Consider the following 16,358-nt stretch of genomic DNA (forward strand, 5'->3'; position numbering starts at 1 on the left):
GGTTTGCGACGAAATCGGGCTGGGGGCGATGAAACCGGTGGTGGGGAACCCGGAGATTCAGGAGGTTGCCGGCCAGCGGCCGGCACTACCGAACGGATTCACACCGGGACTGCGCCTGGGCGGCCGTGGGCCACCTGGAAGCGTGCCACGGTCTGCACCGCAGCATCCGCGCGCAGCACGCTGTCGGCAAAGCGCAGCTCGGCGTCCACGGTCTGCCGGTTCAACTGCAGCTTCCACCAGCCACGGCGGTCGCCGTCGAAGTAGCGGATGTGCGGGTTCTGCGGTATCGAAGGCCCGTAGTACGGCCCATACGGCGTGTCGTCGCCGCCACTGCTGATCGCCGGGGCGATGAATTCAGTGGCGACGACGGGCGCACTGGCCGCGTCGAAATCCAGCTTCAGGTCGTTGACGAAGGTGGAATGCCAGTCACCGCCGAGCACGATGGCATTGCCCTGCCTGCCCGCCTGCATCGCCTGCAGCAGCCGCTTGCGTGCGGCAGGATAGCCATCCCAGGCGTCGTTCCAGAAGCGCTCGCGCGGCGTGCCACCGTCCAGCCGCAGCTGCGCCATCAGCAGCTGCTGCACCACCACGTTCCAGCGTGTGCCCTGCGCCGCCGCCATCGATTGCGTGAACCACGCCTCCTGGCCCGTGCCGAGCATGCTCATACGCGGATCCAGTGCGGCATCACAACGTGGCGACTCGCCCACGCCACAGGGATTGGCCGGGCGGAACTGGCGGCAATCCAGCAGTGTCAGCTGCGCAAGATCGCCATAACGCAGCCGCCGGTGTACACGCAGGCCGCCATTCCCCGCTGGCGTGCTGCGCATCGGCAGGTGTTCGTAGAACGCACGGTACGCCGCCGCACGCCGCACGATGAAGTCTTCGGTCGAGACGCCGGGCTTCTCCGGATGGATGCCGGAGTAATCGTTCTGCACCTCGTGGTCGTCCCAGATCACCGCGAACGCATGCGCGGCGTGTGCCGCCTGCAGATCCGGATCGAGCTTGTACAACGCGTACTGGTCACGGTAGCGCTCCAGACTGATCGTCTCGCCACTGAAGCGTTCGGCATCCAGTGTGCGGCCGCGCGCATTCTGCAGCGGGCTGTACTCGTACAGGTAATCGCCGGCATGCAGTACCAGGTCGACATCGCTCTGCGCAATATCGCGCAGGACCGGGTAATAGCCGCTGTTCCAGGCTTGGCAGGTACAAAGCGCCAGCCGCAGCTGCTGCAGCTGCGTGTCCAGCAACGGCGCGGTGCGGAAGTGGCCGACGGCGCTTTCCTCATCGCCATCGCAGGCGAAGCGGTAGTAGTAGTCACGGCCCGGGCGCAGGCCGTCGACCTCCACGTGTACCGAATGGGCCAGCTCCGGCACCGCTGCAGCGACGCCACGCTGCACCAGCCGGCGCATGCCCGGGTCTTCGGCCACGAACCAGCGCACCGGCACCGCCCGCGACGGCATGCCGCCGCCGTTGAGCGGGTCAGGCGCCAGCCGCGTCCACAACACTGCGCCCTGCGGATCCGGATCGCCGGCGGCAACCCCCAGAGTGAACGGATCGCGCCCCAGCCGCGGCCGTGGGCCGGCCGTGGCCAGCCCCGGCATCGCCGCCAATGCGATCGCCGCCCCCGTGCCCTGCCACGCCATGCGCAGCAGGCGACGACGGCTTTCCGGATCCACAGGCCCGCGCATCAGAAGTGCACGGTCGCGGTGGCCATCACCTGCCGCGGCGCCCCGACCTGCATGGTCGCCAGGCTGCGGGTCGGATCGGCGGCGTAGGTGCCGTTGGTGTTTATCGAAGACAGATAGCGCTTGTCGGTCAGGTTGGTCAGATTCAGCGCCACAGTCAGGTTCTGCGCCGGGCCGAGCGTGCCGAAGTCATAGGCGACCGAGGCGTTGACCAGCCAGTAGCTCGGCACCGACACATCGTTGGTGTAGGTCACGTAACGCTTGCCGACATGGTTGGCGGCCAGCCGCATGTCCCACGGGCCCGGGGTCCAGGCCAGGGTGCTGGCGAACATCCACTCCGGGGTGTCGACGGTCTTCTTGCCACGGGTCGGCACTACGCCATTGTTCACGTAATCGTTGTCGTAGGTACTGTCATTCCAGGACAGCGCGTTGGACCAGGTCAGATCCTGCATCGGCTTCAGCTGCAGGGTCGCCTCGGCGCCGCGACTGGTTACCGAGCCGACGTTGGAGAACAGCGCCGGGCAACCAAGGATGCCGACGCACTGGGCAATGGCCAACAGGCGGTTGTCGAACTTGACGTCGTACACCGCCACCGAGGCCTCATAGCCCTGGCCGTAACCGCGCCAACCCAGCTCGATCGTACGCGACTGTTCCGGCTTGAGGTTCTTCGCACTGCTGTCGAAGGCCGCCTGCGGCACATTGAACGGGCTGCCGACACCCAACGCATAGGCAGCCACGTTCTTGGCGAATGAACCGAAGATCTCGTTGCCTTCGTTGAGCTTGAAGTTGAAGCCGGCCTGCGGCAGCAGGCCCTTCTTCGAGGTCAGGCTGCTGTTGTTGGCATAGCTGCCCAGCGGCGTGCGCACGCTGGTACGGGTGTGCGGCGACTTCGCACCGATGTCGATGGTCAGGCGGTCGTCGAACAGGCGGAAGCGATCCTGCACGTAGAACTGGCGGGTAATGGTGGTGTAGCGCTGGTGCCACACGCGCTGGTCCGGGTTGCGCAGGAAGAAGTCGTCAGTGATCGGGCCGTCGATGTAGTAGAAGTTGCGCTGCACGCTGTGGCCGTTGTCCTCGTACCACAGGCCGGCTTCCAGTTCGTGGCCACCGACGTTCCAGGTGAATGCCGAGGTCACGCCGGTGCGGTCGATCGCATACTCGGTGGTGCGGATCGAAATCGGAATCTCGCGGCTGGTGCCCGGATTGGACGGATTGGAGGGGCTGAACCAGTGACCCTGGCCACGATTGCTGTGGTTGTAGACGTTGACCTTCAGGCGCATCGTCTCGTTGAGGCCGAAGTCACCGGCGATGCTGGAAACATCGTCGTTGCGCAGGCCATGACCCGAGTAATATGCGTCCCACGGACTGTTGACACCGCCGCTGTACTGGCCACGGGCAGCGGCCACGGCACGGTTCCAGTCCGGTGCGTAGTTGTCCCAGTCCCAGCCGAGGCGGTCGATCATCTCCAGTGACAGATCCTGGTAGTCAGCTTCGACGCGGCGCGAGGCGTTGAACAGCGCGGTGATCCTGCTGTCCACACCGAAGTTGTAGGTGGCCTTGCCGTTGAACTGCTTCAGCTCCTGCGAGCCTTTGCCTTTCCACTTGTCGCCTTCCGAGTAAGCGCCGGACAGGTAGGCCGCAAAGCCCTGGTGGTCGCCGGTATCGAGGCGCGCATAGCTTCGGCGCGCGTTGTCGCTGCCGAAGCCCTGTGCCAGAACCACACCGTATTCGGTGGACGGATCGATCGAATAGAACTGGAACACGCCACCGAGGTTGCTGGTGGACGGCGTGCCCAGCGCACCGATACCGGTAGAGACTTCTGCACCCCCCAGGTTCTCGCTGATCACCGCGCGGCTGATGTGCAGGCCATTGCTGTTGCCGTAGGCCATGTTGCCCAGCGGAATGCCATCGAGGGTGTAGCCCAGGCGGTTCTGGTTGAAGCCGCGCAGGCTGATGCTGGTGGACCATTCGTAGGCGCCGGTGGCGTCGGCCGATTCGAAGTGCACGCCCGGCTTGCTGGCCAGCAGCTTCAGGGGATTGGCGCCGGGCGGCAGCACCTTCATGTCCTCGGCGGTGACGCGCTGCACCTGGCGCGCTTCACCGCGGCCGATCACCGAGACCGAATCGAGGGTGGTGGCCGACTGTGCGTCAGCAGCGGGGGCGGTTTCAGCGGCGGCCAACGACGGCAGCGAAGCACAGACCAGCAGGGCCAGCAGATTGCGGCGGAGCGGAGCGTGGGACGGCATGGAGGCGGATTCCTTGGGCACGCTGGACGCCGAAGGGCGGCGTCGAAAGGGGCAGCAGCGGCGGAATCGTAGAAGCCTCGCGTTACATGTCATTTACACGCCACATACGGAAGACTGGCGTTTTGAATGGTTTGCCGGCCGGGGTTGTTGCCGGCCGGCAGCCGGCACACCCGTTACTCGAACGAACCGACCGAATCGTGGGCCAGGTTGTCGAAACGGGTGTACTCACCGAAGAACTTCAGTTTGCACGAACCGGTCGGGCCGCCACGGTGCTTGCCGATGATGATCTCGGCGAGGCCCTTGTCCGGCGAATTTTCCTTGTTGTAGTAATCGTCGCGGTAGATGAACACGATCATGTCCGCGTCCTGCTCGATAGCGCCCGATTCACGAAGGTCGGCCATCACCGGGCGTTTGTCGGTACGCGTTTCCAGCGAGCGGTTGAGCTGGGACAGCGCAATCACCGGGACGTGCAGTTCCTTGGCCAGGCCCTTCAACGAACGCGAAATTTCCGAGATTTCGGTAGCGCGGTTCTCGCTGTTGCCCGGCACGCTCATCAGCTGCAGGTAGTCGATCACGATCAGGCCGAGATCATGTTCGCGCTTGAGGCGGCGGCACTTGGAACGCAGCACTTCCGGCGACACGCCGGGCGTGTCGTCGATGAAGATCTTGGTTTCCTTCAGCATCTTGATCGCGCTGGTGACGCGGCTCCAGTCCTCGTCTTCCAGCTGGCCGGTACGCAGGCGCTGCGCGTTGATGCGGCCGTTGGAGGAAATCAGGCGCATCGCCAGCTGCGATGCCGACATTTCCATCGAGAACACCGCCACGCCTTTTTTCGATTTGATCGCCGCATACTCAGCGATGTTCAGCGCGAAGGTGGTCTTGCCCATCGCCGGGCGCGCCGCGAGGATGATCAGGTCGGTCGGCTGCAGGCCGGCGGTCATCGCATCGAAATCGGTGTAGCCGGTCGGCAGGCCGGTGATGTTGCCACCGTTCTCGAAACGGTTGCGCAGCTCCTCGAAGGCATCCTTCAGGGCGCCGGGCATGGCCACGAAATCGGTACGGCCGCGCGCGCCCTGCTCGGCGATGGCGAACACGCTTTTTTCCGCCGACGCCAGCAGCTCGCTGCTGTCGCGGCCTTCGGGCTGGAAGCCATCGTTGACGATGTCGGTGCCGACCTGGATCAGCTGCCGCAGCACCGCCTTGTCACGCACGATTTCAGCGTAGGCCACGATGTTGGCCGCCGACGGCGTGGTGCTGGCCAGCTCGATCAGATAGGCACCATCGCCCACCAGTTCCAGCTTGCCCTGCGATTCGAACCACTCGCCCAGAGTCACCGCGTCGAACGGACGTTCACGTTCGGACAGCTCGCGGATCGCGCGGTAGATCATCTGGTGGTCGCGGCGATAGAAATCGCCATCGGTCAGCTGGTCGTTGACCCGGTCATACGCCTCGGGCGCCAGCATCAGGCCGCCCAGTACCGCCTGCTCGGCTTCCACCGAATGCGGAGGCACACGCAACTGATCGATGCGCGACTCGTCGCGATCACGATCAAAGCCATCACCGCGCTCTCTGCGGTTGGAACGGAAGCCGGGACGAGCGGACATGCTGCGGTGTTTCCTGCGAAAGTGGCCAGACGAGTGTAGGCAGGTGCCGACCCCGGCGACCATGCACAAGCCTGTGGATAAGCCGTGGAGAAACGGGGGATATCCGCCGGAGCCTGGCCAGACTGGCATGGGGGCGTCGCACTGCCTGCGACGGGCGCCGTTGCGGCACCCAAGCGGGGCATTATCGCAGATCAGGCGGCCAGGGTCGGATCGCGTGCAGCGTAAGGGCTCTGGCCCGCTCAGCGGGAAGTGGGGTCAGAGCCCGCCGCTGCGCGCCGGGATCCGACCCCGGGCGTGGCTGGGGTCGGATCCCTCTGCGACGCAGAGGGCCCTGACTCCGCAGACTTCAATCGCCCTTGACGTGCACCGCGATCAACTCCAGGAAGCGGTCCACGTAGCCCTGCAGGAATTTCTGCGTGCCCTCATTGTGGATCGCGCCATCGGCATCGATCAGGCCGTCCTTGAAATGGATGAATGCTTCGGGCTGGCCCAGCACGTGCATGTCCAGGAAGGCCAGGCTGATGCGCAGGTGCTGCTGGGCCACGGCGGTACCGATCTGGCCGATGGAGGCACCGATCACCGCCGCCGGCTTGCCGGCAAACGCGCTGTCGCCATACGGGCGCGAGCCGATATCGATGGCGTTCTTCAGCACGCCCGGTACTGACCGGTTGTATTCGGGGGTCACGAACAGCACCGCGTCGGCGGCGCGCACCTGATCCTTCAGCCGGGTTCCCTGCGCCGGATAGCTGCTGTCGAAGTCCTGGTCGTACAACGGCAGATCGCCGATCTGCACATACTGGAAGCGCGCGCGGTCGCCTGCGATCTTCTCCAGTGCATGGGCCAGCTTGCGGTTGCAGGAATCCTTGCGCAGGCTGCCGACGAACACGGCGATGGTAGGGACGGACATCAGGACATTCTCCTCACGGTGCGGGAGGCCCAGCCTAGTCGCCGGGCCCTTGCAGGCCAGTGAAGATCAGCCGCCGGCGACCCCGGCCCGCACCTGCCGCCAATGCGCCTGCCAGGCCTGGAACATCAGCACGTTCCACAGATGGGTATGCCACTTGCGCTGGCCCCCAAGGAACTGCTGCCACAGCGGCTGCACCGCCGCTGCAGACAGCACGCCCTCGCGCTCCAGCCGCGCCGGCTGCAACAGATCTTCTGCCCAGGGCCGCAGATCGCCCTTCAACCACTCGCTGACCGGTGCGCCGAACCCACGCTTGGGTCGATGCACCATCGACTGCGGCACATAACGGCCCAGCACACGCTTGAGCAGCACCTTGCTGGTGGTTTCGCTGCGCTTGAAGCCCAGCGGCAATGACCAGGCGAACTCGGCAACACGCCAGTCCAGCAGCGGCGCACGCGCCTCCAGGCTGACCGCCATCGACGTGCGATCGACCTTGCACAGCAGGTCATCCGGCAGGTAGGTCACGTAATCGGCCAGCATCATCGCGTCGGCCGGGGTGCCTGCACCATGCAGCGGGTCGGCCAGATCGTAGAAACTGCCTGCAGCCTGTGCGCCCGGTACCGCAGCGGCCGGATCGCGCCAGCGCGAAATACGGTTGCGATACACATCACCAATGCCACGCGCACCCGACTCGGCCAGCAACGCGGCCAGGCCACCGGTACGCGAGGCCTCGCCCTGCTGCTGCGCACGCGCGCCCATCCAGCGCCGCAGCGGCCCGGGCACGCGCCCCAGCATCTGCCAGTTGCGCAGCGCGCGCACATAGCGGGTGTAGCCGAAGAACAATTCGTCGCCGCCATCGCCGGACAGCGCCACGGTCACGCCCTGCCGCGCCAACCGCGCAACCAGCGCGGTCGGCACCTGCGAGGCATCAGCGAACGGTTCGTCGAACATCGCCGGCAGCTGCGGCACCACCGCCAATGCGTCGGCACCGCTGACGTAGAGTTCGGTGTGGTCGCAGCCCAGGTGCGCGGCCAGCTCCCTGGCCAATGGCGCCTCGTCGTGGCCCGAACCGGTGAAGCCGATGCTGAAGCTGTGCACCGGCTGCCCGCTCTGCGCCTGCATCAGCGCGGCCACCAGTGACGAATCGGTGCCGCCGGACAGGAACACGCCCACCGGCACGTCGGCCACCATGCGCAGCGCCACGGCGTCGCGCAGCAGCGCATCCAACTGTTCTTCGGCCTCCTCGATACGGCCCTGGAATGGTGCGGCCAGCGCCGCCTGCATGCGTGCACGCGCATCCCAATAGGGGCGCTGCGCCTGCTCCGGGCGATGCGCGGCCGCACCTGCGGCCACGGTGGCCGCATCCAGGCGCAGCACGCGGCCCGGCATCAGCTTGTAGCAGCGCTGGTGGATGCTGTGCGGCGCAGGAATGTAGTCCAAGCGCAGCAACAGGGTCAGCGCGTCACGGTCGATGTCGTTGTCGAAGGCCGGGTGCTGCCACAGCGCCTTCAGTTCGGAGCCGAACACCAGCATGTCACCGGCCCAGCCGTAGTACAGCGGCTTCTTGCCGACGCGGTCACGGGCCAGCCACAGGCACTGCTCCTGTCTGTCCCACAGCGCGATGGCGAACATGCCGTTGCAGCGCTGCAGGGTATCCTCCATGCCCCATTGCAGGATCGCTGCCAGCAGCACCTCGGTGTCGGAGTGGCCCCGGAAGGTGTGCCCCAGCGGCTCCAGTTCGGCACGCAGGGCGGCGAAGTTGTAGACCTCGCCGTTGTACGCCATCACGTAGCGACCATCGGCCGAGGCCATCGGCTGGTGGCCCAGCGGGGACAGGTCGAGGATGCTCAGCCGGCGGTGCGCCAGCGCGATGCCGGCCCCGGCATCGACCCAGCTGCCGCCATCATCCGGCCCGCGGTGGTGCAGCGCCTCGCCCATGGCCAGGACCTGCGCCTGCAGCACCTCGGCCGACGCCACCGGCGCCGGCAACAACATTCCCGCCAATCCACACATGCATCAGGGTTCCTGCGCCAGTTCAAGGGCGGCGCCAATCACTGCATTGTCGCTTGGAAGCCCGAACATTGCTGCCCCCGCCAGCGGTGTATAGGTATCGGCACCGCAGACCCGGCGCAGCGCCAGGTGGCCGAAGCCGGCCTCGACCAGTGCCGTGACCACGCCCTCGCCCACCCCACCGCTGTGACGACCCTCGTCCAGCACCAGCACGCGTCGGGCGCTGGCGGCCTGTGCAGCGATGAAGCCGGCATCCAGCGGCACCAGCCAGCGCAGGTCGACCACCCGTACCTGCCAGCCCAGCTGCTGCTCGATCGACCGCGCCGCACGCAGCGCCATCGGCACGCCGTTGCCGTAGGTATAGACCACCAGATCGCCGGCGTCGGGGGCATAGACCCGGCCCTCGCCCGGCACCAGCGCCTGGCCCTGGGCCGGGTAGTCGAACAGCCACTGGCCATCCCCCGGCGCGTGCAGGTCCTTCGTCATGTACAGCGCGATCGGCTCCAGGAACACGGCCACCCGGCCGTCCACCCGGGCCAGGGCAGCCAACGTGCGCAGCATCATCACCGCGTCATCGCCACGCGACGGGCAGCCCACCACCAAGCCGGGAATATCGCGCAGCGCGGTGATCGAGTTGTCGTTGTGGAAGTGGCCACCGAAGCCCTTCTGGTAGCCCAGCCCTGCCACGCGCACCAGCATCGGGTTGCGATACTGGTCGTTGGAGAAGAACTGCAGCGAGCAGGCCTCGCCGCGCACCTGGTCGATGGCATTGTGCAGGTAGGCCAGGTACTGGATCTCCGGAATGGGCAGCATGCCCATGTTGGCCAGGCCCTGTGCCATGCCCAGGATCATGGTTTCGTCCAGCAGGGTGTTGAACACCCGGCGCGGACCGAAACGACGCAGCAGGTCCCTGGTGATCGTGTAGACGCCGCCTTTCTGGGCCACGTCCTCACCGAACAGCAGGCTCTGCGGATACTTCGCCAGCAGTTCCTGCAGGCCGTGGTTGATCTGGATCGCGAGGTGCCGTGGAGCCTGCCGCTCCGGTAGCGCGTCGACGCCGCCATACAGTGCTTCGCGCGTATCGGCGGGCACCTCTCGTTGCGCCTCCGCCTGCACCGCTGCTGGCGTGTACGGCGCCAGCGGTGCCATCACCTCCTGCAGCGACTGCAGTGTCGGGCTGCGTTCGGCGTCGGCGGCGGCCGCCATGCAGCGCGCACGCATCGTCTCGTAGGCCGTCTCGATCGCAGCCGCATCCATCCAACCCGATTCCAGCGCGATCTGCGCCGAGCGCAGCAGCGGGTCCTGGGCCTCGGCCGCGCACAGCTCCGGCAGCGCGCGCCATTCCACTTCAAAGTCCGTGCCGGCGTGGCCCATCAGGCGCGTGGTACGCAGGTGCAGGAAGGTCGGTCGTCGGGTCCGTCGGCAGTGCTCCACCGCCGCCTGCACCTGGGAATGCCCCGCAGCCAGGTCGAGGCCATCGGCGAAGAAATAGTCCAGCCCGGGCTGACGGCTGAAACGCTCGGCAATCCAGCCTGCCGGCGTCTTCACCGAGATGCCCAGCCCGTTGTCCTCGCAGACGAACAGGATCGGTGCCGGCAGCTTCTGGTAGGCCGACCACATCGCGGTATTGAAGGCGGTCTGCGCGGTGGCATGGTTGGCCGAGGCATCGCCGAACGAGCACAGCACGATGCTGTCGGCGGGAATCGGCAGCGCCTGCCCCAGCCGCTTGCCGCTTTCGATGGCCAGCGCGGTGCCCAGCGCTTTGGGCAGGTGCGAAGCGATGGTGGAGGTCTGCGGCAGCACCCACAGCGGCTTGCTGCCCCACACCTTGTGGCGGCCACCGCTGGCCGGATCATCGGCGCTGGCGGCGAAGGACAGTGCGGCATCGCGCAGCGGGTCGATACCTGGTACCTGGCGCGAACGTTCGGCCATGAAGGCGCCGGAGCGATAGTGCAGGAACGCGGGATCGGTATGCCGGCAGGCCCGCGCCAGCAGCGCGTTGCCTTCATGGCCGGAGGAACCGATGGTGTAGAAGACTTTGTTCTGCACGCGCAGCACGCGTGCCATCAGGTCCAGCTGCCGGCTGGCCAGCTGCGAATCGAACAGTTCATCAAACGCAGCGGCGGCAAGCGTGCTGCCCGGCAGGATCGGTGCGTCCGGTGCCGGGCGCGGGCGTGGGGTGCCGCGCCAACCGCGCACCGCATCGAGGAAGTTGACGTCGCACACTTCGGCGCGATTGAGCACACGCATGCGTGCGGGAATCGGATCTGGAACCACAGCGAACATCGAACACCCTCCGTGTCGTTGTTGCATTCCGCCGGGCATGGCCCGGCACTACCCTGTGGGGGTCACTTTGGTGAGAGTCACGCGGCCTCGAATCGTGAGCGCACTTCGGCGGTCACCGCCGGCATCGGCAGGAAGCGCGGCTGCTCACGCACGCGCTGCAGCCAGGCGCGCACCTCCGGGAAGGGCTCCAGGCTGATGCCGCCCTCGCCCGCCACATCGGTATAGGCAAACAGCGCGATATCGGCAATGCCGTATTCGCTGCCGGTGAACCACGGCGCCTGGCGCAGGTGCTGCTCCATCACCGCCAGCGCGGTGGCGGCGCGCTCGTGCAGGCGTGGCAGTTCGATGCGGCGCGGCGAGTCGGGCGCGGTCCAGCCGCGGATGAAGCGCGCCACGGCCACGCACGGCTCGTGCGTGTACTGCTCGAAGAACATCCAGCTCAACGCCTGCGCGCGCTCCCAACCGTCGCTGGGCAGGTATGGCGTGCCTTCGGCCAGCCAGAACAGGATCGCGTTGGATTCGGTCAGCACGCGGCCATCGTCGCGGACGATCAGCGGCACCTTGGCATTGGGATTCAGCGCGAGGAATTCAGCGGTGTGGGTCTGGCCATGGGCACTGTCCACTTCCACCCAGCGGTAACGGCTGCCGAGCTGCTCCAGCAGCAGGCGGACCTTGTGGCAGTTACCCGAGACCGACATGCCATGCACCGTCAGCGGGACGCGCTCTTCCAGCATTGCCTGCTCCATCGAATCCGGCCGGCGGCCGGCTGCGGGCAGTCTGGCAAGCGCCCCGGTGAATGCCAAGCGCGGGTGCAGCATGGCGGGCATGGTGTAGAGCCGAGCCCATGCTCGGCTGCTGTTCGCCAAATGCAGCCGAGCATGGGCTCGGCTCTACAACGGCGAACGGCGCTGCCGCCACTGATCGCGCGACTGCCCCCAGATCTGCATCGGCTTGCCGTTGTACGGCGGCGGCAGTTCACCCATGCGCAGCAACGTACTGCCCAGCTTGCGCGCGACCACGCGGGAATTCTCGTTGTCCTCGGCGATGGTGTGGACCACCTCGTCCCAGCCCAGCGCATCAAAGGCCCAGTCGATCGCGGCAGTGGCCGCTTCCGGCGCATAGCCCTTGCCCCAGCTGGCGCGACGGATGCTCCAGCCAACTTCGGTGCCCGGCCAGTCCTGCGGCTGCCACGGTCCCATCCGGCCAACCCACTCGCCGCTGGACTTCTCGATCACGCTGAACATCGAGAAACCGAACAGCTGCCACGCTCCCGCCAGGCTGCAGAAGCCACGCCATGCGACCGACGGCGGCTGTACACCGCCGAGCGTGCGCATCACGTCTTCGTCGGCGCAGAAAGCCAGGTACGGCTCGTAGTCATCACGCTGTGGCGGGCGCAGGATCAGGCGCTCGGTTTCCAGGCGCAGGTCGAAAATGCTCATGCCGATTCCATGTCGCAGAGAGGGGAAGGCCCATGATGGTAGACCCACGCCCGGCGCGGATGAACATCGGCGCCCACAACGAAACGGGCCGGCATGAGCCGGCCCGTCGGGTACTGCGTGGTGCGGATGGATTACTGGCGGGTCGCGGCGGTAGCGCCGGCGGCCGCAGTCTGCGTAACCAGCTGGCCATCGACCACGGGCAGGCGATCACTGGCCGGCTTGTTGTCCAGGCGCACGGTCTTCTCGGCACCGTCATAGCGGTAGGTCACGTTGTAACCCTTGACCACGTCATTGGTGCCCATGGCGATGCGGTTGCCCGGCTTGCTGGCCATGCGCATGGTGCCGGTGGTGCCATCCTCGTTGCGGTAGGTCACGTTGTAGCCGGTAACACGGCTCGACTCGGAGCTGGCCGTCTCGGTGTGGCACTGGCGCTCGGTACGGTTGACTACGCGGCCACCGACGTGGCGCTTGTCGATCTGGTTGCCGATGAAGCCACCGGCCACGGCGCCGGCAGCGGTCGCGGCCTTCTTGCCGTTGCCGCCACCCACCTGGTTGCCGAGCAGGCCACCGACCACGGCGCCGACCACGGTGCCGCCGACGTTGCCATCACGCTCCGGCAGGCGTTCCTGCACCGTCACGTCCTGGCAGACCTCATGCGGGGTCTGGGTGGTGGACGTTTCGCGCACCGCATCGGTGCCGATCACGGTGGCGTAGGCCTTCTGCTTCTCGGTGATCGGGTCCACCTTCAGTACGTCGGCATATTCCAGTCCGCGCGGCGCGGACGGATCGAGCGTGTCACCACGCGCGCCATCGTCAGCGGCGTTGCCGTCGACCAGGCGCGATTCACCGTTGGGGGTTCCGGCGCTGATGGAATCGGACGTACCGCCACTCTTCATGAAGGCGGCGGTGGCGATGCCACCGACCAGCAGCGCGCCCGCTGCGACCAGGACAGTTGTAGTTGTGCTTTTCATGACCTGCTCCTTGCGGACCGTCCGCAACGTTCTCGGGGCAGATTGCAGCATGCGCTGCCTGAACGGAATCTCCACATTTCCTGCTCATTCCCGTAACCCATTCAGCATCGGGAAATGCTGGGCCCGTGGTAGCGTTTGCATATTCCCCAGGAGGACCCCCGCCATGGCCAACCCGATGCTGCTGCCGGTACTGCAATGGGCGCGCCGGCTGCGCTACCCCACCCTGTTCAAGCTCACCGCCGGGTTGTTCGTGTTGACCCTGTTCGTTCCGGACCCGATTCCGTTCATCGATGAGCTGGTGCTGGGCTTCGGCACCCTGCTGCTGGCCAATTGGAAGCGCCGCAACACGGTCGCGGCTCCACCGCCGCTGGAACAGCGTTGAGCGCACTGGTCGACAGCCACTGCCACCTCGACGCCAGCGAGTTCGATAGCGACCGCTGCGGCGTGATCGAGCGGGCGCAGGCTGCGGGCGTGCGCATGCAGGTGGTGCCGGCGGTGACCGCCGCCAGCTGGCCGAAGCTGCGCGAGGTGTGCAGGCAGGCACCTGGGCTGTACCCGGCGTACGGCCTGCACCCGATGTTCCTGGCCGAGCACCGGCCCGGGCACCTGCCCGAACTGCGCCAATGGATCGAGCGCGAACGTCCCTGCGCGATCGGCGAATGCGGCCTGGACTTCTTCGTCGAAGGTCTGGATGCGCAGGCCCAGCAGGTCTACTTCATCGGCCAGCTGGAACTGGCCCGCGAGTTCGAGCTGCCAGTGATCGTGCACGCGCGGCGGGCAGTGGATGCAGTGATTGCTGCGATCCGTCGCATCGGCGGCCTGCGCGGCGTGGTGCACAGCTTCTCTGGCAGCCCCGAACAGGCTGCACAGTTGCACAAGGAGGGCTTCCTGCTGGGCCTGGGCGGGCCACTGACCTATGAACGCGCCCAGCGCCTGCAGCGATTGGTGCGCGAGATGCCGCTGGAACAGCTGCTGCTGGAGACCGACGCCCCCGACCAGCCCGACGCCGGCATCCGCGGCCAGCGCAACGAACCGGCACGGCTGGCGGTCATCGCCCGCCACGTCGCCGCACTGCGCGGAATGCAGCTGGAGGCCGTGACCCAGGCCACGACGGACAATGCACGGCGGTTGTTCAACCTGCCGGCAATGTAACGGTAGGTGCCGGCCGCTGGCCGGCATGATCCATCACACCTCGCTGGCCTCTACCGCTTCGACCTTCACCTTCTTCGGCTCCAACAGCATTTCCAGCGCCTTGCCCACCGCCGCGAACGCGAACGCGCCGGTGATGTGGGTGGCGGCGCCCAGACCAGCACCGCAATCCAGCTTCAATGCAGCATCGGCACCGAGGTTCGGGCGGATGCCGCAGACGCTGCCGTCGGCCTGCGGATACTTCACGTTCTCCAGCGAATACACCGCCGGCACGCCGAAGTAGCGCTTGGCATTCTTCGGGAAGTTGAACTCACTGCGCAGCTTCTTGCGGATCAGTGCCAGCATCGCATCGTGCTCGGTGCGCGAGACATCGCGGATCCGCACCAGGGTCGGATCGGTACGGCCACCAGCAGCGCCCACGGTCAGCAGCGGCAGCTTGCGGCGACGGCACCATGCGATCGTCTCGACCTTGACCCGGAAGCTGTCGCAGGCATCGATCACCAGATCGAACCCACGGTCCAGCAGTTCGGTCATGTTGGACACGGTCAGGAACGCCTGCACCGCGTTGACCTCGATATCCGGATTGATCGCGCGGCAGCGCTCAGCCATCGCCTCGGCCTTGTTGCGGCCGTAGTTGCCTTCCATCGCCGGCAACTGCCGATTGGTGTTGGACACGCAGATGTCATCGGCATCGATCAGGGTCAGGTGGCCGACCGCTGAACGCGCCAACGCCTCCACCACCCACGAGCCAACGCCCCCCATGCCCACCACCGCCACGCGGCGACTCTGCAGGCGCTCGAGCGCGCCCACGCCATACAGCCGTTCGATGCCGGCAAAGCGTTGTTTGACCTGTTCGTTCATCCGGCTATTTTAACGTGCAGGCGCCGGCGCCTACAGCGCGCTGGCATCGAACCCACCGTTGCACGCCCGGAGAGCCCGCCATGAACGCCAGCCCGCCCCGCCGCCCGTCCGCTGCCTACCGTTATCTGTTCGTGCTGTGCCTGGGACTGTTGATCGGGCTGATTGCCACGGTGATGGTGGGGCGCACGCTGCAGGCGCGCCGCGACCCGTTCCCGGACAGCCTGATGCAGGTGATGCAACGGCAGTCGCAGCTGCTGCAGGAGGCCCAGCAGCAGAACCGTTGCAGCCTGGCCGACAGCGTGCCGCGGCTGCAGGCGCTGCGCCTGCTGTCCAATGACCTGGACCTCGCCTTCCCCGGGCTGAAGGACAGTGCGCAGTTCCAGCAGCACGCCAGCCAGCTGCGCGGCAACCTCAACGCCGCGCTGGCCGCACCGCCCAGCGACTGCGCCGCCTTGGCCAAGGTGGCGGAAACACTGCAGTCGGACTGTCGCGCCTGCCACCAGGACTTCCGCTGACGCGTATTCATCCTGCAGCCGGTCAGGGCACGCATGGTTGGCGCGTTGTTCACGTTCGAAAGGAGAGGATTCGTCCACCCTGCTGCATGACGCAGTACCACCCAACGCACCCGCCTTCACGGCCAGGAGACGCCCCATGAAGATCCAGCTCATCGCTGCCAGTGCCATCGCAACCCTCGCCCTGGCCGGCTGTGCCACGTCGCCCGGTTATGGCGGCGGCGGTTACAACAACGGCTACAACAACGGCGGCTACGGCAACAACGGGGGTTACAACCAGGGCCGTTGCGCCGACTGCGGCATTGTCACCCGCATCAACACCGTGCAGTCCGGCCGCACCGCGCCCAGCGCCACCGGCGCGATCCTCGGCGGCATTGTCGGCGCCGTGGCCGGCCACGAGATCTCCGACCATACCGGCGGCAGCCGCGGCAACAAGAACATCGCCGCCGCCGCAGGCGCGGTCGGTGGCGCTCTGGCCGGCAACCAGATCCAGAAGAACGTGACCAGCGACACCTACGACATCAGCGTGCGCATGGACGATGGCCGCACCATCGTGGTCAACCAGCGTGACCTCGGCGGCATCCGCGAGAACACCTATGTGCGCGTGGTCAACGGCAAGGTCATCCTGCGCTGATCTGCGGCGGGCCCTCCTGGCCAGGAAAAACCCGGCCAACGAAAAAGGCCCGCTTGC

Annotated in this window: 14 protein-coding genes; 4 read left to right on the plus strand and 10 right to left on the minus strand. The window is 66.6% G+C overall.

Going from position 1 to position 16,358, the window contains the following annotated elements; genetic code table 11:
• Positions 1-98 precede the first annotated feature (98 nt).
• The 9 genes from ABR323_RS19550 to ABR323_RS19590 form a co-directional block, all read right to left on the minus strand.
• Entirely contained in the window at positions 99-1,688 is a 1,590-nt protein-coding gene (locus ABR323_RS19550; RefSeq protein ID WP_439450491.1) for an alkaline phosphatase D family protein, read from the minus strand.
• Complete coding sequence (locus ABR323_RS19555; RefSeq protein ID WP_439450492.1) at positions 1,688-3,931, minus strand: TonB-dependent receptor family protein; 2,244 nt, start codon at positions 3,929-3,931, stop codon at positions 1,688-1,690. Before ABR323_RS19555 ends, ABR323_RS19550 begins: the two co-directional genes overlap by 1 nt.
• 173 nt (positions 3,932-4,104) lie before the next feature.
• Complete coding sequence (locus ABR323_RS19560; RefSeq protein WP_439450493.1) at positions 4,105-5,535, minus strand: replicative DNA helicase; 1,431 nt, start codon at positions 5,533-5,535, stop codon at positions 4,105-4,107.
• 346 nt (positions 5,536-5,881) lie between these two features.
• Positions 5,882-6,442, minus strand: a complete 561-nt coding sequence (locus tag ABR323_RS19565) for an NADPH-dependent FMN reductase (RefSeq protein WP_135274426.1) — start codon at positions 6,440-6,442, stop codon at positions 5,882-5,884.
• 66 nt (positions 6,443-6,508) lie between these two features.
• A complete protein-coding gene (gene asnB / locus ABR323_RS19570; RefSeq protein ID WP_439450494.1) occupies positions 6,509-8,452 on the minus strand; it encodes an asparagine synthase (glutamine-hydrolyzing) in 1,944 nt (647 codons plus the stop codon).
• Positions 8,453-8,455: 3 nt separating this feature from the next.
• Positions 8,456-10,735, minus strand: coding sequence for a thiamine pyrophosphate-dependent enzyme (locus ABR323_RS19575; protein WP_439450495.1), 2,280 nt, complete (start codon positions 10,733-10,735; stop codon positions 8,456-8,458).
• Positions 10,736-10,812: 77 nt separating this feature from the next.
• Complete coding sequence (locus ABR323_RS19580) at positions 10,813-11,469, minus strand: glutathione S-transferase family protein (RefSeq protein WP_135274429.1); 657 nt, start codon at positions 11,467-11,469, stop codon at positions 10,813-10,815.
• A 156-nt stretch (positions 11,470-11,625) separates the two neighbouring features.
• Positions 11,626-12,174, minus strand: a complete 549-nt coding sequence (locus ABR323_RS19585; protein WP_439450496.1) for a GNAT family N-acetyltransferase — start codon at positions 12,172-12,174, stop codon at positions 11,626-11,628.
• A gap of 131 nt (positions 12,175-12,305) precedes the next feature.
• Positions 12,306-13,145 carry a glycine zipper 2TM domain-containing protein gene (locus tag ABR323_RS19590; RefSeq protein ID WP_135274431.1) on the minus strand — a complete coding sequence of 280 codons (840 nt, stop codon included), beginning with the start codon at positions 13,143-13,145 and terminating at the stop codon, positions 12,306-12,308.
• 163 nt (positions 13,146-13,308) lie between these two features.
• Between ABR323_RS19590 and ABR323_RS19595 the strand changes: the two genes are divergently transcribed.
• Positions 13,309-13,527 carry a DUF6116 family protein gene (locus ABR323_RS19595; protein ID WP_135274432.1) on the plus strand — a complete coding sequence of 73 codons (219 nt, stop codon included), beginning with the start codon at positions 13,309-13,311 and terminating at the stop codon, positions 13,525-13,527.
• A complete protein-coding gene (locus ABR323_RS19600) occupies positions 13,524-14,297 on the plus strand; it encodes a TatD family hydrolase (RefSeq protein ID WP_439450497.1) in 774 nt (257 codons plus the stop codon). Before ABR323_RS19595 ends, ABR323_RS19600 begins: the two co-directional genes overlap by 4 nt.
• A gap of 33 nt (positions 14,298-14,330) precedes the next feature.
• On the opposite strand, the gene ABR323_RS19605 is transcribed toward ABR323_RS19600, so the two are convergent.
• Positions 14,331-15,155 carry a tRNA threonylcarbamoyladenosine dehydratase gene (locus ABR323_RS19605; RefSeq protein WP_439450498.1) on the minus strand — a complete coding sequence of 275 codons (825 nt, stop codon included), beginning with the start codon at positions 15,153-15,155 and terminating at the stop codon, positions 14,331-14,333.
• Between the two features lie 80 nt (positions 15,156-15,235).
• Between ABR323_RS19605 and ABR323_RS19610 the strand changes: the two genes are divergently transcribed.
• Positions 15,236-15,670, plus strand: coding sequence for a cytochrome c (locus ABR323_RS19610; protein WP_135274435.1), 435 nt, complete (start codon positions 15,236-15,238; stop codon positions 15,668-15,670).
• Between the two features lie 136 nt (positions 15,671-15,806).
• A complete protein-coding gene (locus ABR323_RS19615) occupies positions 15,807-16,301 on the plus strand; it encodes a glycine zipper 2TM domain-containing protein (protein ID WP_010486804.1) in 495 nt (164 codons plus the stop codon).
• Positions 16,302-16,358: the final 57 nt, after the last annotated feature.

This window comes from Stenotrophomonas sp. ATs4 (assembly GCF_051861585.1).
In the GTDB taxonomy this organism is placed as follows: Bacteria; Pseudomonadota; Gammaproteobacteria; order Xanthomonadales; family Xanthomonadaceae; genus Stenotrophomonas; species Stenotrophomonas maltophilia_AS.

Excerpts from the sequence above, each read along its gene's own strand:
- ABR323_RS19590 (WP_135274431.1), bottom strand. The coding sequence starts at position 13,145 with ATGAAAAGCACAACTACAACTGTCCTGGTCGCAGCGGGCGCGCTGCTG.
- ABR323_RS19575 (WP_439450495.1), bottom strand. The coding sequence starts at position 10,735 with ATGTTCGCTGTGGTTCCAGATCCGATTCCCGCACGCATGCGTGTGCTC.
- ABR323_RS19560 (WP_439450493.1), bottom strand. The coding sequence starts at position 5,535 with ATGTCCGCTCGTCCCGGCTTCCGTTCCAACCGCAGAGAGCGCGGTGAT.
- ABR323_RS19595 (WP_135274432.1), top strand. The coding sequence starts at position 13,309 with ATGGCCAACCCGATGCTGCTGCCGGTACTGCAATGGGCGCGCCGGCTG.
- ABR323_RS19565 (WP_135274426.1), bottom strand. The coding sequence starts at position 6,442 with ATGTCCGTCCCTACCATCGCCGTGTTCGTCGGCAGCCTGCGCAAGGAT.
- asnB (WP_439450494.1), bottom strand. The coding sequence starts at position 8,452 with ATGTGTGGATTGGCGGGAATGTTGTTGCCGGCGCCGGTGGCGTCGGCC.
- ABR323_RS19555 (WP_439450492.1), bottom strand. The coding sequence starts at position 3,931 with ATGCCGTCCCACGCTCCGCTCCGCCGCAATCTGCTGGCCCTGCTGGTC.
- ABR323_RS19585 (WP_439450496.1), bottom strand. The coding sequence starts at position 12,174 with ATGAGCATTTTCGACCTGCGCCTGGAAACCGAGCGCCTGATCCTGCGC.
- ABR323_RS19580 (WP_135274429.1), bottom strand. The coding sequence starts at position 11,469 with ATGCTGGAAGAGCGCGTCCCGCTGACGGTGCATGGCATGTCGGTCTCG.
- ABR323_RS19615 (WP_010486804.1), top strand. The coding sequence starts at position 15,807 with ATGAAGATCCAGCTCATCGCTGCCAGTGCCATCGCAACCCTCGCCCTG.
- ABR323_RS19550 (WP_439450491.1), bottom strand. The coding sequence starts at position 1,688 with ATGCGCGGGCCTGTGGATCCGGAAAGCCGTCGTCGCCTGCTGCGCATG.
- ABR323_RS19605 (WP_439450498.1), bottom strand. The coding sequence starts at position 15,155 with ATGAACGAACAGGTCAAACAACGCTTTGCCGGCATCGAACGGCTGTAT.
- ABR323_RS19610 (WP_135274435.1), top strand. The coding sequence starts at position 15,236 with ATGAACGCCAGCCCGCCCCGCCGCCCGTCCGCTGCCTACCGTTATCTG.